We start from the raw sequence: 21,193 nt of genomic DNA on the forward strand, positions 1-21,193 counted from the left end.
CGCGCGCCGCGGGCGCCGCCCGCGCGGCCCGCGCGGGGGGTGGCGCGGCCGCGGGGGGGGGCGCCCCCGCGCCCCCCCCCCCCCCCCCGCGTCCGGACCGCCGCGTCCGGACCGCCGCGTCCGGACCGCCGCGTCCGGACCGCCGCGTCACCGCTGAGCTGGTCGAGTCCGTCTTCGGGCTGCGCTGCCAGGTCATCGACGATCCGCAGACCGGCACCCCGCTGATCGTCCTGGCGGCCCGCGCGGCCCGGCGTACGGTCGTGGCGGTTACAGCAGCTTCCGGAGCCGCAGCAGATCCCGCACCCCGGCCTCCAGCCGCACCCGGCCCCGGCCCCAGGCCCGCGCGAAGTCCAGCTCCCCGTCGACCAGCGCGATCAGGTCGTCGCCGGACATCGCCAGCCGGATCTCGGCCCGGTACGGCGGCGGTCCCGGCACGCTCGTCACGTCCTCGATGGTGCCGTGGGCCAGCCGCCCCAGGAAGGTGACGTCGGGGTCGGTGAGGCGGCAGCTGAGCGAGCGGTCGAGGGCGGCGGCGCTGCGTACCTGGCCGTCGGCACCGGACATGTTCCGGGCCAGCCGGTCGAGCGCCGCGCGGCACTGGTCGAGAGTTGCCATCGCCGCTGACGATAGCCCAGTGCCCCGTCCCGCGGCCCGCCGCCGCGGCGCCCCGGGGGGCGGCGTGGCGCCCCCGCCGACCGGCCTGACCGGCGAGCCGCCCGGCCGTACGCGGTAGCGTCGGGGACATGCACGAGCCGACGCCGGACCCGCCGCCGCAGCGGCCGCATCAGCCCTTGCCCGGGGAGACCGGCGGCCCGCCGCCCGACGGATCCGGGACGCCCGACGGGCCCCGGGCGCCCGTCGCACCGGACGACGCCACGGAGCCGGAGGCCGGGCCCGGTCCCGTCTCCCCGGCCGCCGCGGAGCCCGGGCCCGCCGCCGACGCCCCGCCGGAACCCGAGGAGTCCGCCGCGCCGCAACCCTTGGGCGTCACCCTCACCCCCACCGGCGAGCCCGCCGTCGACACCCCGCTGAGCCGCCTCGCCGACGCCGACCACCTCGCCGTCGGCGCGCACCTCGCGGTGTACGAGGATGTTCACCGTGGGCTGCGCGACGCGCTGGCCGCCCTCGACGGGCAGCCCGGGCCGCCCGCCTCGACGCACGACACCCCGACGCACGACATCAGGAGCTGAACCACAGGTGGCAGGAGTGGCACGACGCCGACTCGACGCGGAGCTGGTGCGCCGCAAACTGGCCCGCTCGCGGGAGCACGCCGGTCAGCTGATCGCCGCGGGGCGGGTGACCGTCGGAGGCGCGACCGCGACCAAGGCCGCCACCCAGGTTGCCACCGGCGCCGCCGTGGTCGTCCGCGAGGATGCGAACGATCCGGACTACGTCTCGCGCGGCGGACACAAGCTCGCCGGGGCGTTCGCGGCATTCGTCCCCCTCGGGCTGCGCGTCGAGGGGCGCCGCGCCCTCGACGCCGGGGCCTCCACCGGCGGCTTCACCGACGTCCTGCTGCGCGCCGGGGCCGCCCATGTCGTCGCCGTCGACGTCGGCTACGGCCAGCTCGCCTGGTCCCTGCAGAGCGACGAACGGGTCACCGTCAAGGACCGCACCAACGTCCGCGAGCTGACCCTCGACCGGATCGACGACATCCCCGTCGACCTGGTCGTCGGCGACCTCTCCTTCATCCCGCTGGGCCTGGTCCTGCCCGCCCTCACCGCCTGCACCGCGCCCGGCGCCGACCTCGTCCTGATGGTCAAGCCGCAGTTCGAGGTCGGCAAGGAACGCCTCGGCAGCGGCGGCGTGGTCCGCAGCCCGGAACTGCGCGCCGAGGCCGTCCGCGCGGTCGCCGCCCGCGCCGCCGAACTGGGCCTGGGCGTTCTTGGCGTGACCGCGAGCCCGCTGCCCGGCCCCTCCGGCAACGTCGAGTACTTTCTGTGGCTCCGCGCCGGGGCGCCCGCACTCGACCCGGCGGACGTCGACCGTGCAGTGGCGGAGGGGCCGCGTTGACCACCACACAGGCAGTTCAGGAGAGCGCACCGCACCAGGGCGAGCAGCCGGTACGGACGGTGTTCCTGCTCGCCCACACCGGCCGCCCGGCGGCGATCCGCAGCGCCGAACGCGTCGTCCAGGGGCTGCTGCGCCACCGCATCGGCGTCCGCGTCCTCGCCGAGGAGGCCGCCGACCTGCCGCTGCCCGACGCCGTCGAACGCGTCGCCTCCCGCCAGAGCGCCGCCGAGGGCTGTGAACTGCTCGTGGTCCTCGGCGGCGACGGCACCCTGCTGCGCGGCGCCGACTTCGCCCGCACCTCCGGCGTGCCGATGCTCGGCGTCAACCTCGGCCGGGTCGGCTTCCTCGCCGAGGCCGAACGCGACGACCTCGACAAGGTCGTCGACCGCGTCGTCACCCGCTCCTACGAGGTCGAGGAGCGCATGACCCTCGACGTCCTGGTCCGCAACAACGGCAGCATCGTGCACACCGACTGGGCGCTCAACGAGGCGTCCGTCGAGAAGGCCGCCCGGGAGCGGATGCTGGAGGTCGTCACCGAGGTCGACGGCCGTCCCGTCTCCCGCTTCGGCGGCGACGGCGTCGTCTGCGCCACCCCGACCGGCTCCACCGCGTACGCCTTCTCGGCGGGCGGGCCGGTCGTCTGGCCCGAGGTGGAGGCGCTGCTGATGGTGCCGATCAGCGCCCACGCCCTCTTCGCCAAGCCGCTGGTCACCTCCCCGAAGTCGGTCCTCGCGGTGGAGGTGCAGCCCAAGACGCCGCACGGCGTGCTGTGGTGCGACGGCCGCCGCAGCGTGGAGCTGCCCGCCGGGGCGCGCGTCGAGGTCCGCCGCGGCGCCGTCCCGGTCCGCCTGGCCCGGCTGCACCACGCCTCCTTCACCGACCGGCTGGTCGCGAAGTTCGCCCTGCCGGTGGCCGGCTGGCGCGGCGCCCCGCACTGACCGGCCTGCGCCCGGTACCGGGGTGTACCGGGACGATCCCGGGCGCCCCGAGGCGTGGGCGGCCACCCCCGGCGGGTGGCGGGGGCGGGAGTCCGTCGCGAGGGGGCCGCCGGACCTCGTAAGGTCGTATCCGTGTTGGAGGAGATGCGGATCCGGTCCCTGGGCGTCATTGACGACGCCGTAGTCGAGCTGTCCCCGGGCTTCACGGCGGTGACGGGTGAGACGGGCGCGGGCAAGACCATGGTCGTCACCAGCCTCGGCCTGCTGCTCGGCGGGCGCGCCGACCCCGCGCTGGTGCGGATCGGTGCCAAGGCGGCGGTCGTCGAGGGCCGCCTCACGATGGACGCCGACGCGCCCGCGGCGGTCCGCGCCCAGGAGGCGGGCGCCGAGCTGGACGACGGGGCGCTGCTGGTCAGCCGCACCGTCTCCGCCGAGGGCCGCTCCCGCGCCCATGTCGGCGGCCGGTCCGTCCCGGTCGGCCTGCTGGGGGAGCTGGCCGCCGAACTGGTCGCCGTGCACGGCCAGACCGACCAGCAGGGCCTGCTGCGCCCGGCCCGCCAGCGCGAGGCCCTGGACCGTTACGCGGGCGACGCCGTCGCCGTGCCCCTCGCCCGCTACACCACCGCACACCGGCGGCTGCGCGCCGCCGCCACCGAGCTGGACACCCTGACGACGCGGGCCCGCGAACGTGCTCAGGAAGCCGATCTGCTGCGCTTCGGGCTGGACGAGATCGCCGCCGTCGAACCGCAGCCCGGCGAGGACACCGCGCTCGCCGCGGAGGCCGAACGCCTCGGTCACGCCGAGGCCCTGGCCGGTGCCGCCGGTGCCGCGCACGCCGCGCTGGCGGGCCATGTGGAGGACCCCGAGGGTGTGGACGCCGCCGCCCTCGTCGCCGGGGCCCGGCGCGCGCTCGACGCCGTACGCGGCCACGACCCGCAGCTGTCCGCGCTGGCCGAGCGGGTCGGCGAGATCGGCATCCTGATGGCGGACGTCGCGGGCGACCTCGCCGGATACGCCGACGGGCTGGACGCCGATCCGCTGCGGCTCGCCGCCGTCGAGGAGCGCCGCGCCGCGCTGACCCATCTGACCCGTAAGTACGGCGAGGACATCGACGCGGTCCTGGTGTGGTCCCAGGAGAGCGCGGCGCGCTTGGCCGAACTGGACGGCGACGACGACCGGATCGCCGAACTGACCGCCGAACGCGACACCCTCCGCACCGGACTGGGCGCCCTGGCGCAGGAGTTGACCGACGCCCGGACCGCCGTCGCCGGCCGTTTCGCCGCGGACGTCACGGCGGAGCTGGCCGAACTCGCCATGCCGCACGCCCGGGTGAGCGTCGGCATCCGCCAGACCGAGGCGGCCGAGGAGAGCGACGGCATCGAGGTCGGCGGCCGGTCCGTCGCCTACGGGCCGAGCGGCGCCGACGAGGTCGAGCTGCTGCTCGCCCCGCATCCGGGCGCCCCGCCCCGCCCGATCTCCAAGGGCGCCTCCGGCGGTGAACTCTCTCGTGTGATGCTCGCCGTGGAGGTCGTCTTCGCCGGTTCCGACCCCGTCCCCACGTACCTCTTCGACGAGGTCGACGCGGGCGTCGGCGGCAAGGCGGCGGTGGAGGTCGGCCGCCGCCTGGCCCGCCTCGCGCAGTCCGCGCAGGTCGTCGTCGTCACCCACCTCCCGCAGGTCGCGGCCTTCGCCGACCGGCAGCTGCTGGTCGCCAAGACCCACGACGGCTCGGTCACCCGCAGCGGTGTCACCGTTCTGGAGGGCGAGGAACGCATCCGGGAGCTGTCCCGCATGCTCGCCGGCCAGGAGGACTCGGAGACGGCCCGCGCGCACGCCGAGGAGCTGCTGGAGACGGCGCGTACGGGACGGTGACCACGGCGCCGCGGGCTGCTGTGCCCCGGGGGCGCCACGTGCCCGCGCCGTCGGGGCCCTCACCGTCCTCGCCGCGGGTGCCTGCGGTGCGTACGACGACCGTGGCCCGGTACGGCCGGGCGGGGCTCGCCGCGCACGCCGCCGCGCTGGTGGCGGCGGCGGTCGTGGGCGACCGTCGGGGCCGGTCGCCGGGCCCGGCCCCGACGGAGTGTCAGGGAACAGGTGTTCTGTCCCCCATGGGGGTGGTCCGACGGTCGGGTGGGTGAGACATCCCACCTGAACGGCGGGCGAACGGTGCGGAATTGACGCGCCCGGCCTGGCATCCTGGTGCGCGGTGCCGCGGCGGATGCCGCACGCCACTCCCCGCGTACGCCCCCGGCGCCCGTAGGTGCCCCGTGCGCCCCTCGGTGTGCCACTCACCGTGCCCCGCCGGTGTGTGACCTGCACGACCGTCCCGCCGTACGGACCTCAGCCCGCCGACCCAGGAGCCCACGCCGTGACCCGCACGCCGCCCCCGCCGCACGGCCAGGCGCCACTGCGCACGGTCCAGGTGCTCGGCCACGGCGCCGCGGCCGGCGCCGCCCACGTCCGCTCGCTCACCGCCGGGCTGATCGCCCGGGGCGTGCAGGTCACGGTCTGCGCCCCGCCCACGGCCGAGGAGACGCACGGCTTCACCGCGGCCGGGGCCCGGTTCGTCCCGGTGGCGGCCCGTCCGGCCCCGGGCGCGCTCGCCGCGCTGCGTGGCGCCTTCCGCGACGCGGACGTGGTCCACGCCCACGGCGTACGGGCCGGGCTGAGCGCCCTGCCGGTGCTGCGCACGGTGCGCGGTCCACGGGGCGGCCGCCTCCCGCTCGTCGTCACCTGGCACACCGCGGCCCGTGCGACGGGGGCGCTGGTGCGGCTGCGGGAGCGGCAGTTGGCGCGCGCCGCGGCCGTCGTCCTCGGCGTCTGCGCCGGGCTCGTCGACCGTGCCCGCGAGCGCGGCGCCCGCGACGCCCGGCTGGCCCCGGTCGCCCCGCCGGGCCCCCGGACCGGCGGTGACGGTGGGGAGACCGACCGGACGCGCCACAAGGTAAGGGCCGAACTGGGCGCGGTGGAACGCCCGTTGGTGCTCGCCGCGGGGCCCCTGGAGGAGCGCCAGGAACATGATCTGCTGCTGGACGCCGCGCACGCCTGGGCCGCGCGCGAACCCCGTCCGCTGCTGGTCGTCGTCGGCGAGGGCAGCCGCCGCGCCGCCCTCCAGCGCCGCATCGACGCCGAGGAGCTGCCCGTCCTCCTCGCCGGGCACCGCGCCGATCTGCCCGAACTCCTCGCCGCCGCCGATGTGGTGGCCGTCCCGGGCCGCTGGGAGGCCCGGCCGCCGCTCGCGCAGCAGGCGCTGGCGGCCGGGGCGCCGCTGGTCGCCGCCGCCACCGGCGAGCTCCGCGAACTCCTCGGCCCCGCCGCCGAGCTGACCCGCCCCGGCGACGCGGTCTCCCTCGCCCGCGCGGTCCTCGGCCTGCTCGCCGACCCGGCCCGGCGCACCGCCCTCGCCACCGCGGGCCCGCTCCAGGCCGCCGACTGGCCGACCGAGGACGCCACGGTCGCCCAGGTCCTGAGCGTCTACGACGAGGTGGCCCGGCCCGGCCGTTCCCACGTCCCGGCCTGATCCTGCACCGTCCGGGGCCGCTACGGTGACCACGACGAACGGTTCGTACGTGGCCACGGTGCGGGCCGGGGACGCGGAAGGCGGGCGGACGGTATGACGGCAACGATGGCGGGCTTCGCGCTCTTCGCCCTGATGATGACGGTGGTGCCGGGCCCGGACACCCTGCTCGTCCTGCGCAACTGCCTGCGCGGCGGACGCCGGTCCGGCGTGGCCACCGCCCTCGGCGCCGCGGCGGGTTCGCTGGCCTGGGCCGTGGTGGCGGCCTTCGGCCTGGCCGCCGCCCTCCAGCGCTGGGACGCCGCGTTCACCGCCGTACGCCTCCTGGGTGCCGGATATCTGGCGGTGCTCGGCGTCCAGGCGCTGTGGGCGTGTTGCCGCTCCGCCGCGCCGGGCCCCGGGGCGGGCGCCGGGCCCTCCGGTGAAGCGGGGCCCGAGGCGGCCGCCACCGTGCTGCGCGGCTTCCGTCAGGGCCTGCTGAGCTGCCTGCTCAATCCCAAGGTCGGGATCTTCTTCGTCGCCGTGGTCCCGCAGTTCCTGCCCCGGGGCCGCTCGGTCCTCGGTGCGACGCTGCTGCTGGGCACCGTCGACGCGGTGATCGCCGCCGGCTGGCTGCTTCTGATCGCCCTCGGCGCCGGCCGCCTCTCGGCCTGGCTGCGCGGCCCCCGGGTGCACCGGGGACTGGAGGGCGCGACCGGCGGCGTCCTCGTCGCGCTCGGCGTGGGGACGGCGCTGGAGACGGCTGCGGGGTGAGGGGGGTGGGGGAGCGGCACGGGGCCCGTGCCGCTCCCGCAGCCCGATGCTCAGCCGGGCTGCTCGGCCATGACGACCACACCCGGCCCGCTCAGCTCATCGGCCGGGAGCCGGAGCCCGGCCCGGCCCGTCGCCCGTGAGCCCCTACCCCCGCTCCGCATGCCGCCGCGCCCGGAGCGCCAGCCGCAACCCCAGCACCGTCTGCGGATCGTCCAGGTCGGTGCCGAGGAGATGCGCGATGCGGGCCAGGCGGTCGTAGAGGGTCTGGCGGTTGACGTTGAGGGCGCGGGCCGTCTCCGCCTTGCGCCCGGCGCTCGCGAGATACGCCTCCAGCGTCGGCAGCAGCGGCTGGCGGGCCGCCCGGTCGTGGCTGAGCAGCGGGCCGACGGCGCGGGTCACGAAGTCCGCGAGGACCTCCTCACCGCCGTGCTCCCGCATCCGCCACAGCAGCAGTTCGATGTCGAGGCGCCGCGCGTCGTACCACGGCTGGTGCGGCAGCCCCTGCGCGGCGGCCGCCGCCTGGGCCGCATGGCGCAGCCCGGACCCGGCCGCCGCCCACTCGCCCGCCGCGCCGACCACCACCACCGGCCGCGCCGCCGCCGGACGGTCAAGACCGGCCCGCGCCACCCCGGTGTGCAGCGCCTGCGCCACCCGGTCGGCGAGCGCCTCCCGGGCCCGCCCCGCGCGCAGCGCCACCAGCAGCGGTACCCGCCCCTCCACCGGCCGTACGCCCAGCAGCACCGGCACGCCCAGCGCCGTCAGCTCCTCGCGCAGCGCCTGGGCGAGGACCGCCCAGCCGCCGTCCGACACCAGCCCCGACGGCAGCCGCATCACCACCGGCAGCACCGGGTCGCCGCCCGGCCGGAACCCCAGCAGCCGCGCCTGGCCTGGCGCCTCGGCCGCCGACACCCGGCCCTCGGCGAGATCGGCCAGGAAGTCGCCCCGGCCGCGCGCCGCCAGCACCTCCTCCTGGCGGGACTGGAGCATCACCACCGCCAGCAGATCGGCCGCCCGCGCCGCGGCGATCCGGTGCACCGGCGCCGCCGGGGAGTTCACCGGCAGCAGCACCAGCCGCGCCCGTACGGCATCAGGACCCGGCCCGCCCCCGGGCACGTCGACGCGGACGCCGGTGTCCCGCAGCCCCTCCCAGGCCAGCAGCGGGTCGGCGTCCGCGGGCCCGTCGTCGCCCTGCGGGCCCGCCGCGTACAGCGGGCTGCCGTCGGCCGACTCCAGGCAGAGCGGATTGCCGGTGAAGTCGGCGAGCAGCCGCAGCACCTCCGGGGCGCCGCCGCCGCGCAGCAGCGCGTCCGTACAGCGCCGGATGAGGGCGTCGGCGCGGCGCAGCAGCGTGTAGTGGCTGTTGACGATCTCGGTGTGGATCTCCTCGGTGACCGTGACGTACGGGACCTCGCGGTGCAGCTGGATCAGGGTCAGCCCGCACTCGCGGGCCGCGTCGACCAGCGCCGCGGGCAGGGTGGTGAACCGCGCGCCCAGCTCCACCACGAGCGCCGCGATCCGCCGGTCGGCGAGATCGCGGACGAAGGACCGCAGCTCGGTGGGGCGGGTGCCGAGCCCCAGGCCCGTGGTGAGCAGCAGCTCGCCGCCCTTGAGCAGCGAGGCGATGTTCGGCACCTCCCCGGCGTGCACCCAGCGGACCGGCCCGTCCAGCCCGTCGGCGCCCGCCACCACCTCCGGCAGACCGCGCCGCAGCGCGGGCAGCTCCAGCGCCCTGCGTACGGTGATCTCCGCTTCGATCGTCCTCTCCGGCCCCATGGCGTCGACGGTACCCGCCGTACGTCGTCCCACGTCACAGCGGCCGCGACGCCCACCGCGGGCCGTCAGCGCGACGAGGCGCGGACCACCAGCGTGGCCGGGGTGACGACGGCCGTCGGGCCCGCGTCCCCGGGGTCCGCCACCGCGCGCAGCAGCATCCGGGCCATCAGCCGCCCCATCTCCGTCACGTCCTGCCGCACCGTGGTCAGCGGCGGATCGGTCCAGGCGGCCGGTTCCAGATCGTCGTAGCCGACCACCGCCACGTCCTCCGGCACCCGCCGCCCCCGCTCCCGCAGGGTGCGCAGTGCCCCGGACGCCATCAGGTCCGAGCAGACGAACACCGCGTCCAGCTCCGGCGCCGTGTCCAGCAGCCGGGCCATCGCCGCCTCGCCGCCGTCCGCGGTGAACCGGCCGTCCGCGACCAGCCGGGGATCGGCCGCCCCCGGCGCCAGTGCGTCGCGGTAGCCCGCCAGCCGGTCGGCGGCCGAGGTCTGGTCGGGTGGCCCGGTGATGACGGCGATGGCGCGCCGCCCCCGCTCCCGCAGATGCCGCACCGCCTGCCGGGCGCCGTCGCGGTTGTCGGTGTCGACGTACCGCACCCCCGGATCGTCCGCGGCGTCCGCCCAGCCGGGCCGTCCGCCGTAGACCACCGGCAGCCCGGCGCGCGCCGCGACCGACGGCAGCGGATCGTCGTGGTGCAGCGAGAACAGCAGCGCGCCGTCGACGTGCCCGGCGGACAGATACCGGCCGATCCGCGGCCAGTCCGCGCGGCTCTCCACCAGGAGCAGCAGCAACTGGGTGTCGGCGGCGGCGAGTTCCCGGCCGATGCCGCGCAGCTGCCGCCCGAAGAACGGATCGCTGAACACCCGTTCCTCCGGTTCGCCGATGACCACGGCGACCGCGCCGGTGCGCCGGGTGACCAGGGAACGGGCCGCGCTGTTGGGGATGTACCCCAGCTCGGCCACGGCCCGCGCCACCCGTTCCCGCACCGCGGGCCGCACCCCGGCGCCGCCGTTGACCACCCGCGAGACCGTCGCCCGGGAGACCCCGGCGCGCGCGGCGACCGCCTCCAGCGTGGGCCGCCGGTCGTTCCGTTCCACCACCACCGTGCAACTCCTTTTTCTCTGCGGCGGGTTGACGTGGTACCGCCGAATCGGCAGGGTGCCCCCCAGCGCATGAGAGCGCTCTCACGCGCGCATCCCGAAGACTCCTCCCCCACCCCCCACTGTGTCGAGGAGAACGACATGATCATGGAATTCCGGGCACAGGCGGTGGCACTCGCCTGCGCCCTGGCGTTCGGGGCCCCTTTCTGGCCGGCCCCGTCCGCCGCACCGGCCAAGGAGGCGGCCCCCGCCTTCCAGGAGGTCTGGCGCACCGACTTCGACGGCGCCGCCGGGTCCCGCCCCTCCGCCGACGACTGGATCACCGACACCGGCACCGGCTACCCCGGCGGCCCCGGCCACTGGGGCACCGGCGAGGTGCAGACCTACACCGACGCCCCCGAGAACCTCCAGCTCGACGGCGCCGGACACCTGAAGATCACCGCCCTCAAGAAGGACGGCGGCTGGACCTCCGGCCGTATCGAGACCCGCCGCACCGACTTCGCCGCACCCGAGGGCGGCGCTCTGCGCATCGAGGCACGCATCAAAATGCCCGCCGTCAGCGGCGACAAGGCCCTCGGCTACTGGCCCGCCTTCTGGACGCTCGGCGCCGACTTCCGCGGCACGTACTCCAACTGGCCCGGCGTCGGCGAGTTCGACGTCATGGAGAACGTCAACGGCGCCGACACCCTCTGGGGCACCCTGCACTGCGGCGTCAGCCCCGGTGGCCCCTGCAACGAGACGCAGGGCAAGGGGAGTTCCCGCCCCTGCACCGGCTGCCGGGACGACTTCCACACCTACGCCCTCGAACTCGACCGCACCGACCCCGCCCACGAGAAGCTGACGTGGTCCCTCGACGGCGCGGCCCACCACACCGTCGCCGCCTCCGAGATGGACGCCGACACCTGGGCCCGCGCCACCCATCACGGCCACTTCCTGCTGCTGAACCTCGCGATGGGCGGCGGCTTCCCGGACGGCGTCGCCGGGCGCGCCACCCCCACCGACACCACCGCGCCCGGCGCCTCCCTGCTGGTCGACAACGTGGCCATCTCGGTCGCCCGGCCCGCCTCCGCCCGCACCCCGTAAGGAGCCCCCGTGATCAGCCGCCGTACCCTGCTCGGCTCCCTCGCCGCCACCACGGCCGGACTCGCCCTCGCGCCCAAGGCGTTCGCGCAGCCCGCACCGCTGGGCTCCGTCGCCGCCGGGATGCCGCTGCACCTCGTCAACGCCACCGGCGCGTACGACAACGCCTCCATCCGCGTCTACATCGTCGGCAACGACGGCACTCAGCAGGTCCGCGTCACCCCCGACGGCCGGCTGGCGCCCGTCGCCCTCGCCGACAACGGCCCGGACGGCTTCACCGACTACGCCATCCCGCTCGCCGCCAGCGGCACCACCACGCTGAACCTGCCGCAGATGTCCGGCCGGATCTACGTCGCGCTCGGCGACCCGCTGAAGTTCAAGGCGGTCGAGGACGGCAACGGCAAGGCGGCGCTCGCCTACCCGGCGGGGTGGGTCGAGGGCGACCCCAACTACTCCGTGCTGCACGACTGCGCGGAGTTCACCTACAACTCCGGCGGCATGTACAGCAACACCACCATGGTCGACATGTTCAGCGTGCCGCTGGAGATCAAGCTGAGCGGCGCGAAGGAGCAGACCACCGGCACCCTCAAGGACGGCGCCCGCGCCAAGGTCTTCGCCGACGTCAAGGCGGCCGACGGCTTCGACAGGCTGATCGTCGACGACAAGCGCGTCATCGCGCCCGGACACGGCCTGGACAGCGGCCTGTTCGCCACCGACCACCTCGCCCCCGCCATCGACGAGGCATGGTCCACGTACGAGAGCAAGGACCTCAAGGTCACCACCAACGCCGGGACCTTCACCGGCCGGGTGAGCGGCGGCAAGCTCGCCTTCACCGGCCCCGGCTCCGTCTCCTTCGACAAGCCGTCCACCCGCGACGTCCTCTTCTGCGACGGCACCCTCGCCGCCCCCAACGACGGCACCCTCGGCCCGGTCGCCGCGATCCTCGGCGCCGCCCTCAACCGCTCCATCCTCACCACCGCCGACGCCCAGCCAGGCACCGACCCGGCCACCTTCTACCAGCAGCAGCTCACCAACCACTACGCCAAGGCCATGCACGAGGCCACCCGCGACGGCAAGGCGTACGGCTTCGCCTTCGACGACGTCGCCGGGTTCGCCTCGTACATCGAGGACAGTGCCCCGAAGGAGATCACCCTGACCCTCACGGCGTTCTGACGGCCCGTCGGCGGCTGCTCCCGGGGCGCCGGGCGGCCGCCGCGCCCCGGGGTGCCGTTCCGGCCGCCCGCCCGGCCTGGCCGGAATTCGGTGGGGCCGCGCCGCACCCGCTTCTACGCTGTGCCGCATGTCAGACACCGAACACATGTCCGATGGTCCGGCCGGCCACGCCTGCGGCGGGCCGCCCTCGTCCGGCCCGGACCGTACGACCGTCGCCACCGCCCAGCGGCGTACCGTCCGGGTGCTGATGTCCGCCCAGATCGTGGCCGGGATCGGCATCGGCTCGACGCTCTCGGCGGGGGCGCTGCTGGTCGGACGGCTCAGCGGCTCGGAGGCGCTTGCCGGGCTCGCCACCACCTCCGCGACGCTCGGCGCCGCCGTCCTCGGCATCCCGCTCGCCGCGCTCTCCCGCTCCCGGGGCCGCCGCATCGGCCTGGGCACCGGCTGGCTGATCGCCGCCGCCGGCGCCCTGTTCGTCCTCCTCGGCGCCCGCCTCGGCCGCCCCGAACCGGTCCTCGCCGGCACCCTCCTGCTGGGCGCGGGCACTGCCACCAACCTCCAGTCCCGGTACGCCGCCGCCGACCTCGCCGACGACGGCAACCGCGCCCGCTCCCTCTCCCTCGTCGTCTGGTCGACCACCGTCGGCAGCGTCATCGGACCCAACCTCACGGGCCCGGGCGAGCCCGTCGCCCGCGCGCTGGGCCTGCCCGAGGAGGCCGGAACGTTCCTCTTCTCCGCCGTCGCCTTCGTCGGCGGCTGGGCCCTCAACCACTTCCTGCTCCGCCCCGACCCGCTCCACCTCGCCGCCGCCCTGGCCCGCGCGGAGAGCGGCGGTATACCGGAGGCGGCCGTGCCCGGGAAGCCCGCCCCGGACGCGTCCGCCGCCCCGCGCTTCACCGCCCGCTTCGCCGAGGCGCTCCGCGTGGTCCGCGCCGTGCCCGCCGCCCGCCTCGGCCTGGTCACGGTCGTCCTGGGCCACGCCGTCATGGTCTCCGTGATGACGATGACCCCGATCCACCTCGCCCACCACGGCGCCGACCTCAGCGTCGTCGGCTTCAGCGTCAGCCTCCACATCGCCGGGATGTACGCGCTGTCGCCGCTGATCGGACGGCTCGCCGACCGCCTCGGCCGGATCCCGGTGATCCTGCTGGGCCAGGCGCTCTACCTCGTCACCGCCACCGTCGCCGGGCTCGCCGGACCCAGCCACGTTGCCACCGTCGGGGTCCTGTTCACGCTCGGCCTGGGCTGGTCCTGCGTCACCATCGCCGGATCCACCCTGCTCACCGAGTCGCTGCCCGCCGCGCAGCGCTCCGAGATCCAGGGCCTCGCCGACACCCTGATGAACCTCGCGGGCGCGGCCGGCGGCGCCGTCGCCGGTGGCCTCGTCGCCCTCATCGGCTACGGCGGCCTCAACGCGGCCGCCGCCCTCCTCACCCTGCCCGTCCTCGCCCTGGCCCTGGCACCCCGCACCCGGGCCTGACCATCGGCGCGTACGAAAGGGGCCGCCCCACCGGGAGCGGCCCCCTTCCGCATGAGAGACGACTTTCCGTACACGTACACGTACGACGTCCGGCTCAGCCGCCCCCGTACGCGCCGCTCGCCGTCAGCCGCAGCGCGGTGTCGATCAGCGGGACATGGCTGAACGCCTGCGGGAAGTTCCCCACCTGGCGCTGGTTGGCGGAGTCCCACTCCTCGGCCAGCAGCCCCAGGTCGTTGCGGAGCGCCAGCAGCCGCTCGAAGAGCGTGCGCGCCTCCTCCACCCGCCCGATCATCGCCAGATCGTCGGCCATCCAGAACGAACAGGCCAGGAACGCGCCCTCGTCGCCCTCCAGCCCGTCCACCCCGGCCTCGTCACCGGAGGTCGGGTAGCGCAGGATGAAACCGTCCTCGGTGGACAGCTCCCGCTGGATCGCCTCGATCGTGCCGATGACGCGCTTGTCGTCCGGGGGCAGGAAACCCATCTGCGGGATCAGCAGCAGCGACGCGTCCAGCTCCTGGGAGCCGTAGGACTGCGTGAAGGTGTTGCGCTCCTTGTCGAACCCCTTCTCGCAGACGTCCTGGTGGATGCGGTCGCGCAGCTCCTTCCAGCGCTCCAGCGGCCCCTCGGCGTCCCCCGCCTCGATCAGCTTGATGGTGCGGTCCACCGCGACCCACGTCATGACCTTGGAGTGGACGAAGTGGCGGCGCGGCCCGCGGACCTCCCAGATGCCCTCGTCCGGCTCGTGCCAGTGCTTCTCCACCCAGTTGATCAGCTTCAGCTGGAGCAGCGAGGCGTAGTCGTTACGGGCCAGGCCGGTCATGTGCGCCAGGTGCAGCGCCTCGATGACCTCGCCGTACACATCGAGCTGGACCTGGCCCGCGGCGCCGTTGCCGACCCGCACCGGCCGGGAGTTCTCGTACCCCGGCAGCCAGCTCAGCTCGTTCTCGCCCAGCTCCCGCTCCCCGGCGATGCCGTACATGATCTGGAGGTTCTCCGGGTCCCCGGCCACCGCGCGCAGCAGCCACTCGCGCCAGGCCCGGGCCTCCTCGCGGTAGCCGGTGCGCAGCAGCGAGGAGAGGGTGATGGCCGCGTCCCGCAGCCAGGTGAAGCGGTAGTCCCAGTTGCGGGAGCCGCCGAGGTCCTCGGGCAGCGAGGTGGTCGGCGCGGCCACGATCCCGCCGGTCGGCGCGTACGTCAGCGCCTTCAGCGTGATCAGCGACCGGACCACCGCATCCCGGTAGGGCCCGTGGTAGGTGCAGTGCTCGACCCACTCGTGCCAGAACTCCTCGGTGGTGGTCAGCGAGTTCTCCGGCTCGGCCACCGCCGGGGGCTGGTGGTGCGAGGGCTGCCAGCTGATCGTGAAGGCGACCCGCTCGCCCGGCGCGACGGTGAAGTCGGAGTAGGTGGTCAGCTCCTCGCCGTACGTCTGCGCCGTCGTGTCCAGCCACACGGAGTCCGGCCCGGCCACCGCGACCGTCCGCCCGTCGACCTTGTGGACCCAGGGCACCACCCAGCCGTACGCGAACCGCATCCGCAGCTCGGAGCGGACCGGGACGGTGCCGCTGACGCCCTCGACGATGCGGACCAGCTGCGGTGCGCCGTCGCGCGGCGGCATGAAGTCGATCACCCGGACCGTGCCCTGCGGGGTGTCCCACTCGGACTCCAGCACCAGCGAGTCACCGCGGTAGCGGCGCCGGTCGGCGGGGAGCGGGCGGGTGCCCTCGGAGTGGGCGGGGCCCATCCGCCAGAAGCCGTGTTCCTCGGTGCCCAGCAGCCCGGCGAAGACCGCCGGGGAGTCGAAACGGGGCAGGCAGAGCCAGTCCACCATGCCGTCCCTGCACACGAGAGCGGCGGTTTGCATATCGCCGATGAGTGCGTAGTCCTCGATGCGCCCGGCCACGTGCATCTCCTGTCGAACTGGAGTCACGCCCCTCGGGACGTGATAGCTGTCCGTCCTGCCCATGAAACGTTGTCGAGCAGCGGGACCGGAAATCGGGCGGGGGTGGTGCCTCACCGGACGGCTCGTAACGAGTGTCCGAGCAGGATACGACGGCCCATGGGGCGCCGCGCGACGCCCACGGAGGGGGGTGTCACTCGTTCGGGTGGCGTGCGGCGGAGCGGGCGCGGCGGATGCCGCCGGGCGCGACCATCCCCGGTCGCTGATAGCCTGGTATCCCGTGGACCGGTGGGCCCCACAAATGTCACGGCAGATGTCACGGCACCCCCCGAGCCGCAGCGAAGGCACCCCTCGTATCCCGGGGACGGCGCCGCATCGCACCTCTCCACTCGCGACCACGGGAGCCCCCTCTTGGCCATGCCGCCCTCTGCTTCTCGACAGAACGCAGCCACGACGACCAAGCACATCTTCGTCACCGGGGGCGTCGCCTCCTCGCTCGGCAAGGGCCTCACGGCCTCCAGTCTCGGCGCGCTCCTCAAGGCGCGGGGTCTGCGGGTCACGATGCAGAAGCTCGACCCGTACCTGAACGTCGACCCCGGCACGATGAACCCGTTCCAGCACGGTGAGGTCTTCGTCACCAACGACGGTGCCGAGACCGACCTGGACATCGGCCACTACGAGCGCTTCCTCGACGTCGACCTCGACGGCAGCGCCAACGTCACCACCGGCCAGGTCTACAACACCGTGATCGCCAAGGAGCGCCGCGGCGAGTACCTGGGCGACACCGTGCAGGTCATCCCGCACATCACCAACGAGATCAAGCACCGCATCCGCCGGATGGCGACCGACGACGTCGACGTCGTCATCACCGAGGTCGGCGGCACGGTCGGCGACATCGAGTCGCTGCCGTTCCTGGAGACCGTCCGCCAGGTCCGCCACGAGGTCGGCCGGGACAACGTCTTCGTCGTGCACATCTCGCTGCTGCCCTACATCGGCCCGTCCGGTGAGCTGAAGACCAAGCCGACCCAGCACTCCGTCGCCGCGCTGCGCAACATCGGCATCCAGCCCGACGCGATCGTGCTCCGCGCCGACCGCGAGGTCCCCACCGCCATCAAGCGCAAGATCTCGCTGATGTGCGACGTGGACGACAACGCCGTGGTCGCCGCGATCGACGCCCCGTCGATCTACGACATCCCGAAGGTGCTGCACTCCGAGGGCCTGGACGCGTACGTCGTCCGCAAGCTGGACCTGCCGTTCCGCGACGTCGACTGGACCCAGTGGGCGGACCTGCTGGAGCGCGTCCACAACCCCGACCACGAGGTCAGGGTCGCGCTGGTCGGCAAGTACATCGACCTGCCGGACGCCTACCTCTCGGTCACCGAGGCGCTGCGCGCGGGCGGCTTCGCCAACAAGACCCGCGTGAAGATCAAGTGGGTCACCTCCGACGACTGCAGGACCCCGGCCGGCGCCGCCGAGCAGCTCGTCGACTGCGACGCGGTCTGCATCCCCGGCGGCTTCGGCGACCGCGGTGTGGACGGCAAGGTCGGCGCGATCACCTACGCCCGTGAGCACAAGCTGCCGCTGCTCGGCCTCTGCCTGGGCCTGCAGTGCGTGGTCATCGAGGCGGCCCGCAACCTCGCCGGTATCGAGGGCGCCAACTCCACCGAGTTCGACCCGGCCGCCGCCCACCCGGTCATCTCCACGATGGCCGAGCAGATGGACATCGTCGCCGGTGAGGGCGACATGGGCGGCACGATGCGGCTCGGCATGTACCCGGCCAAGCTTGCCGAGGGCTCGATCGTCCGCGAGACGTACGACAACCAGCCCTACGTCGAGGAGCGCCACCGCCACCGCTACGAGGTCAACAACGCCTACCGCGGTGAGCTGGAGAAGAAGGCCGGTCTGCTCTTCTCCGGCACCTCCCCGGACAACAAGCTCGTCGAGTACGTCGAGTACCCGCGCGAGGTGCACCCCTACCTCGTCGCCACCCAGGCCCACCCGGAGCTGCGCTCCCGCCCGACCCGCCCGCACCCGCTCTTCGCGGGTCTGGTGAAGGCAGCCGTCGAACGACAGACGGCAGCGCAGAAGACGGCAGCGCAGAAGCCGGGCGCCGGTAAGTAAGCAGAACCCGGCCGTTACGGTGGACCGGGGCAGGGATCTCGTACGAGGTCGCTGCCCCGGTTTCTGCGTTGACGAGGACAAACAGGAGGACGCATGGCGATCGAGGACACCCCCGAGGAGTGGACGGTCACCGCGACCGCGACGCCGTTCACCGGGAACAAGACGAGCGTGCGTACCGACGACGTCGTCATGCCGGACGGCTCCACCGCCCGCCGCGACTACCAGGTCCACCCCGGTTCGGTGGCCGTCCTCGCCCTTGACGACGACGGCCGGGTCCTGGTCCTGCGCCAGTACCGCCACCCCGTGCGCCACAAGCTGTGGGAGATCCCCGCCGGGCTGCTGGACGTCCCCGGCCAGAACCCGCTGCACGCCGCCCAGCGCGAGCTGTACGAGGAGGCACACGTGCAGGCCGGCGACTGGCGGGTGCTGACGGATGTCTACACCACGCCGGGCGGCTGCGACGAGGCGGTCCGGGTCTTCCTCGCCCGGGAGCTGGCCGAGGCGGAGGGTGAGCGGTTCGCGGTCTCCGAGGAGGAGACCGACATGGAGCTGGCGCGGGTCCCGCTGGACGAGCTGGTGCGCGGCGTGCTCGCCGGGGAGCTGCACAACAACTGCCTGGTCGTCGGCGTGCTGTCGCTCGTTGCGGCGCAGCAGGTACCGGGCCTGGAGTCGTTGCGCCCGGCCGGTGCGCCCTGGCCGGCGCGCCCCTTCGACGCCTGATCCGCCGCCTGCCCGACGCCGGTCCGCCGCGCCGCCACACCGTCCCCGGTCGGATGATCCGCTGATCCGGCGGAGTGACCCGAACGCCAAGGCCCGCGCGGGGCACGGGGTATGACGGGGCGTGAACTACGCTCGGCAACGTTCCCGTCCGCGACCGGCGGCGGGCTCGTATGTGCAGGTGGACGGGAGAGTGGCCCGTGACGGACCAGGCGGTGGGCACAGGGCACCTTCCGCCGGAGGCGGCGGGACGCGCCGCACCGGCGGGGGGCCGACGGGCACCGGGTGACGGCGATGGCGCGGTGGCCGGTCCGCCGTCCTCGGCCGTGCCCGCCATGCCGGCCACGCCACCGGCCGCCGGACCGCCGGGCGAGGGGCCCGGGCCCTCCGGGGTATCGGCCCCCGCGCCCGTGGCCGCCGCCTCCGTCCCCCGCCCCGTCGTCCCCCCGCGTCCCGCCGCCCCGCCGACGCCGGTCGCCCCGCCGCGCGCCGCCTCCGGCCCCCTGCCGTCCCGCGGTCTGCTGGGCCGTTCCCGGGAGCTGAAGGCGCTCCGGGCCGACATCGAGCGGGCCGGGCTCGACACCCTCTCCGGCCGGAAGAGTCCCCGCAGCCGGGTGCTGCTCATCGCCGGGCGGCCCGGGTGCGGCCGCACCGCGCTCGCCGAGGAGCTGCTGCGCACCCTGTCCGGCACGTACCCGGACGGGGCGCTCCGGGCCCGGCTGTCCGGGCCGGGCGGGGTCCCCGTCCCGACCGGCGACGTCGCCCGCGGGCTGCTCACCGCGCTTGGCGCCACCGTCCCGGCGGGCTCGGACGACGACGAACCGGCCGAGGTGCTGCGCGCGGAGCTGGCGGCCCGCCGCGCGGTCCTCCTCCTCGACGATGCGCCCGGCGCCGACCACGTCGAACCGCTGCTGCCCGACGCGCCGGACTGCCTGGTCGTCGTGGTGTCCGAGGGCCCGCTCACCGGCATCCCCGACGTCCGGCCGTGCACCCTGGGCGGGCTGGACGGCGCCGCCGCGGTCGCGCTGCTGACCCGGTTCGCGGGTCCGGTCCGGGTCACCGTCGACCCGCGCTCGGCCGACGCCGTGGCCGAGGAGTGCGGCGGGCAGCCCGCCGCGCTGATGCTGGCGGGCGGCTGGCTCGCCGCCCGCCCCAAGGCGTCCGTCTCGGATCTGCGCACGGCGCTGCGCGCGGTGCCGCTCCCGGACGAAATCCCCGTCGGCGAACGCCCGTTGCGCCGCGCTTTCCACCTGGCCCACGACGCGCTGGCGCCGTCCGCGGCCCGGACGCTGCGACTGCTCGCCCTCGCCCCGCCCGGTCTGGTCGACGCGCACACCGCGTCCGCGCTGGCCGGCTGCACTCCGGACACCGCCGTGGCGACCCTCGCCGATCTGACCGCGCTGGGGCTGCTGCACCAGGAGGCGGACGCGCCGGACGGCGACGACGGCCCGTCCTCCCCGGGTGTCGCCGCCGGTCCCCGCTACCGGCTCCCCGGCTGCCTCGCCGCCTGGACCGGGGAGCTGATGCGCACACACGAGCGTCCGGCCGAGGTCCAGTTGGCCCGCGCGCGGATGCTGGAGCGCACCGTCCGGCTTCTCCAGTCCTGCCGGGGGAGCGGGGAGCCGTCCGGATCGCCGGCGCGGGAGCGGGCGGCGGGGCTGCCGTACGCGCTGCGCTTCCCCTCGCGCGCGGCGGCCGCCACCTGGCTGCGCCGCCGTCGCGCCGCCCTGCTGGACGCGGCCCGCCTCGCGGTGTCGGACGGTGAACTCGACACGCTGGACCGGAGGTTGATCGCCACTCTGGTCCGCGCGTTGATGGCGCACGAGGGCCCGGACGCGGCCGGCGGTGACCTCTACGCCCTGCACGAACTGGTCCTGGAGGTCGCCGAACGCCGGGGCCTGGGCCGGGAGAAGGCCGCGGCGCTGCTCAACCTCGCCGATCTGGACGGCGGCGCCGGACGCACCGAGGCGGCGCTCACCCGGTACCGCGGCGCCCTGGAGGCGGCCCGTTCGACGGGGGACGCGGTGGCGACCGGCCGTGCCCTGGAGTCGCTCGGCGGTACGTACAGCGAGCTGGGTGACTGGCAGCGTGCCGCCGACTGGTACGGCCGCGCCCTGGAGCTGCGGCTGAGCCGGGGCGAGACGGTGGACGCGGCGCGGCTGCACGGCCGGATCGGTGGGGCGCACGGCCGGGCCGGGCGGTGGCCGGAGGCGCTCAAGGAGTGGCGGGCCGCGGCCCGCACCTCCCGCAGACTCGGTGATCTCGCAGGTCAGGCGCGTGCGACGGCCGAGGCGGCACGCGTCCAGGAGTGCTCCGGACGGCCCGAGGAGGCGCTGCGGACGTCCCTGGAGGCCCTGCATACGGCGCGCGGCGCGGGCGACGTACCGCTGGAGGCGGGGCTGCAGCTACGGATTGCGGACCTCCTCGACGGGCTCAGCGACCCGGCCGCGGCACGGCTGCACCGCGCCGCTGGGGAACAACTCCTCCAAGATCACCCCAAGTGACCTACGAAATCGGTGGTGGTCTTGGAAACAGTTAATGCTTTGCAAGGCTAGACAAGAGAGGATCCTTCAATAGACTGGGTTCGCCGCGTCGCTCGCGGTCAGTTCCGTCATGTGTCGCATGAGG

Annotated in this window: 16 protein-coding genes and 1 pseudogene; 13 read left to right on the forward strand and 4 right to left on the reverse strand. The window is 75.1% G+C overall.

Going from position 1 to position 21,193, the window contains the following annotated elements; genetic code table 11:
• Positions 1–134: 134 nt before the first annotated feature.
• A pseudogene (locus tag ACFWWQ_RS17310) lies at positions 135–287 on the forward strand (ABC transporter ATP-binding protein); the annotation flags it as partial.
• Here the strand turns inward: ACFWWQ_RS17310 and ACFWWQ_RS17315 are convergent.
• The gene (locus tag ACFWWQ_RS17315; protein WP_384596923.1) at positions 268–615 is read right to left on the reverse strand and encodes a sterol-binding protein; all 348 of its coding nucleotides are present in this window, start codon (positions 613–615) and stop codon (positions 268–270) included. The pseudogene ACFWWQ_RS17310 and the gene ACFWWQ_RS17315 overlap by 20 nt on opposite strands.
• A 128-nt stretch (positions 616–743) precedes the next feature.
• Between ACFWWQ_RS17315 and ACFWWQ_RS17320 the strand changes: the two genes are divergently transcribed.
• The 6 genes from ACFWWQ_RS17320 (at position 744) to ACFWWQ_RS17345 (ending at position 7,221) form a co-directional block, all read left to right on the forward strand.
• Positions 744–1,190 carry a hypothetical protein gene (locus ACFWWQ_RS17320; protein ID WP_384596925.1) on the forward strand — a complete coding sequence of 149 codons (447 nt, stop codon included), beginning with the start codon at positions 744–746 and terminating at the stop codon, positions 1,188–1,190.
• A 7-nt stretch (positions 1,191–1,197) separates the two neighbouring features.
• Positions 1,198–2,013 (forward strand): TlyA family RNA methyltransferase, encoded by an 816-nt coding sequence (locus ACFWWQ_RS17325; protein ID WP_143940642.1) that lies wholly within the window; start codon positions 1,198–1,200, stop codon positions 2,011–2,013.
• A 59-nt stretch (positions 2,014–2,072) separates the two neighbouring features.
• Positions 2,073–2,951, forward strand: a complete 879-nt coding sequence (locus tag ACFWWQ_RS17330) for an NAD kinase (protein WP_384597116.1) — start codon at positions 2,073–2,075, stop codon at positions 2,949–2,951.
• A 144-nt stretch (positions 2,952–3,095) separates the two neighbouring features.
• Entirely contained in the window at positions 3,096–4,823 is a 1,728-nt protein-coding gene (recN, locus tag ACFWWQ_RS17335) for a DNA repair protein RecN (protein WP_384597118.1), read from the forward strand.
• Positions 4,824–5,319: 496 nt separating this feature from the next.
• The gene (locus ACFWWQ_RS17340) at positions 5,320–6,471 is read left to right on the forward strand and encodes a glycosyltransferase family 4 protein (RefSeq protein WP_384596928.1); all 1,152 of its coding nucleotides are present in this window, start codon (positions 5,320–5,322) and stop codon (positions 6,469–6,471) included.
• Positions 6,472–6,564: 93 nt separating this feature from the next.
• Entirely contained in the window at positions 6,565–7,221 is a 657-nt protein-coding gene (locus tag ACFWWQ_RS17345) for a LysE family translocator (protein WP_384596930.1), read from the forward strand.
• 144 nt (positions 7,222–7,365) lie between these two features.
• Here the strand turns inward: ACFWWQ_RS17345 and ACFWWQ_RS17350 are convergent, their stop codons facing one another.
• Both ACFWWQ_RS17350 and ACFWWQ_RS17355 read right to left on the reverse strand, forming a co-directional pair.
• Complete coding sequence (locus ACFWWQ_RS17350) at positions 7,366–8,994, reverse strand: PucR family transcriptional regulator (protein WP_384596932.1); 1,629 nt, start codon at positions 8,992–8,994, stop codon at positions 7,366–7,368.
• Between the two features lie 65 nt (positions 8,995–9,059).
• Complete coding sequence (locus ACFWWQ_RS17355; protein WP_384596934.1) at positions 9,060–10,100, reverse strand: LacI family DNA-binding transcriptional regulator; 1,041 nt, start codon at positions 10,098–10,100, stop codon at positions 9,060–9,062.
• A gap of 138 nt (positions 10,101–10,238) precedes the next feature.
• On the opposite strand from ACFWWQ_RS17355, the gene ACFWWQ_RS17360 reads away from it, so the two are divergent.
• The 3 genes from ACFWWQ_RS17360 to ACFWWQ_RS17370 all read left to right on the forward strand — a co-directional run bounded on the left by ACFWWQ_RS17360 (position 10,239) and on the right by ACFWWQ_RS17370 (position 13,830).
• Positions 10,239–11,180: a glycoside hydrolase family 16 protein gene (locus tag ACFWWQ_RS17360; protein WP_384596936.1), complete on the forward strand. Its 942-nt coding sequence runs from the start codon at positions 10,239–10,241 to the stop codon at positions 11,178–11,180.
• Between the two features lie 9 nt (positions 11,181–11,189).
• Positions 11,190–12,350, forward strand: coding sequence for a beta-1,3-glucanase family protein (locus ACFWWQ_RS17365; RefSeq protein WP_384596938.1), 1,161 nt, complete (start codon positions 11,190–11,192; stop codon positions 12,348–12,350).
• 127 nt (positions 12,351–12,477) lie between these two features.
• On the forward strand, positions 12,478–13,830 hold the full coding sequence (locus ACFWWQ_RS17370) for an MFS transporter (protein WP_384596940.1): 1,353 nt from the start codon (positions 12,478–12,480) through the stop codon (positions 13,828–13,830).
• Between the two features lie 94 nt (positions 13,831–13,924).
• Here ACFWWQ_RS17370 and ACFWWQ_RS17375 read toward each other — a convergent pair whose 3' ends face one another.
• Entirely contained in the window at positions 13,925–15,736 is a 1,812-nt protein-coding gene (locus ACFWWQ_RS17375) for a glycoside hydrolase family 15 protein (protein WP_384596942.1), read from the reverse strand.
• A gap of 408 nt (positions 15,737–16,144) precedes the next feature.
• Here ACFWWQ_RS17375 and ACFWWQ_RS17380 point away from each other — a divergent pair, with 408 nt between their 5' ends.
• The 3 genes from ACFWWQ_RS17380 to ACFWWQ_RS17390 all read left to right on the forward strand — a co-directional run bounded on the left by ACFWWQ_RS17380 (position 16,145) and on the right by ACFWWQ_RS17390 (position 21,069).
• Positions 16,145–17,848 carry a CTP synthase gene (locus ACFWWQ_RS17380; protein WP_384596944.1) on the forward strand — a complete coding sequence of 568 codons (1,704 nt, stop codon included), beginning with the start codon at positions 16,145–16,147 and terminating at the stop codon, positions 17,846–17,848.
• Positions 17,849–17,941: 93 nt separating this feature from the next.
• A complete protein-coding gene (locus ACFWWQ_RS17385; protein ID WP_384596946.1) occupies positions 17,942–18,568 on the forward strand; it encodes an NUDIX domain-containing protein in 627 nt (208 codons plus the stop codon).
• A gap of 197 nt (positions 18,569–18,765) precedes the next feature.
• Positions 18,766–21,069, forward strand: coding sequence for a tetratricopeptide repeat protein (locus ACFWWQ_RS17390; protein WP_384596948.1), 2,304 nt, complete (start codon positions 18,766–18,768; stop codon positions 21,067–21,069).
• The last annotated feature ends 124 nt before the right edge of the window (positions 21,070–21,193 follow it).

This window comes from Streptomyces sp. NPDC059080 (genome assembly GCF_042739975.1).
Lineage (GTDB): Bacteria > Actinomycetota > Actinomycetes > Streptomycetales > Streptomycetaceae > Streptomyces > Streptomyces benahoarensis.

Bases quoted from the DNA above. Each gene is read 5' to 3' on its own strand.
- ACFWWQ_RS17315 (WP_384596923.1), bottom strand. From the start codon at position 615: ATGGCAACTCTCGACCAGTGCCGCGCGGCGCTCGACCGGCTGGCCCGG.
- ACFWWQ_RS17320 (WP_384596925.1), top strand. From the start codon at position 744: ATGCACGAGCCGACGCCGGACCCGCCGCCGCAGCGGCCGCATCAGCCC.
- recN (WP_384597118.1), top strand. From the start codon at position 3,096: ATGCGGATCCGGTCCCTGGGCGTCATTGACGACGCCGTAGTCGAGCTG.
- ACFWWQ_RS17345 (WP_384596930.1), top strand. From the start codon at position 6,565: ATGACGGCAACGATGGCGGGCTTCGCGCTCTTCGCCCTGATGATGACG.
- ACFWWQ_RS17350 (WP_384596932.1), bottom strand. From the start codon at position 8,994: ATGGGGCCGGAGAGGACGATCGAAGCGGAGATCACCGTACGCAGGGCG.
- ACFWWQ_RS17360 (WP_384596936.1), top strand. From the start codon at position 10,239: ATGATCATGGAATTCCGGGCACAGGCGGTGGCACTCGCCTGCGCCCTG.
- ACFWWQ_RS17370 (WP_384596940.1), top strand. From the start codon at position 12,478: ATGTCAGACACCGAACACATGTCCGATGGTCCGGCCGGCCACGCCTGC.
- ACFWWQ_RS17375 (WP_384596942.1), bottom strand. From the start codon at position 15,736: ATGCACGTGGCCGGGCGCATCGAGGACTACGCACTCATCGGCGATATG.
- ACFWWQ_RS17380 (WP_384596944.1), top strand. From the start codon at position 16,145: ATGCCGCCCTCTGCTTCTCGACAGAACGCAGCCACGACGACCAAGCAC.
- ACFWWQ_RS17385 (WP_384596946.1), top strand. From the start codon at position 17,942: ATGGCGATCGAGGACACCCCCGAGGAGTGGACGGTCACCGCGACCGCG.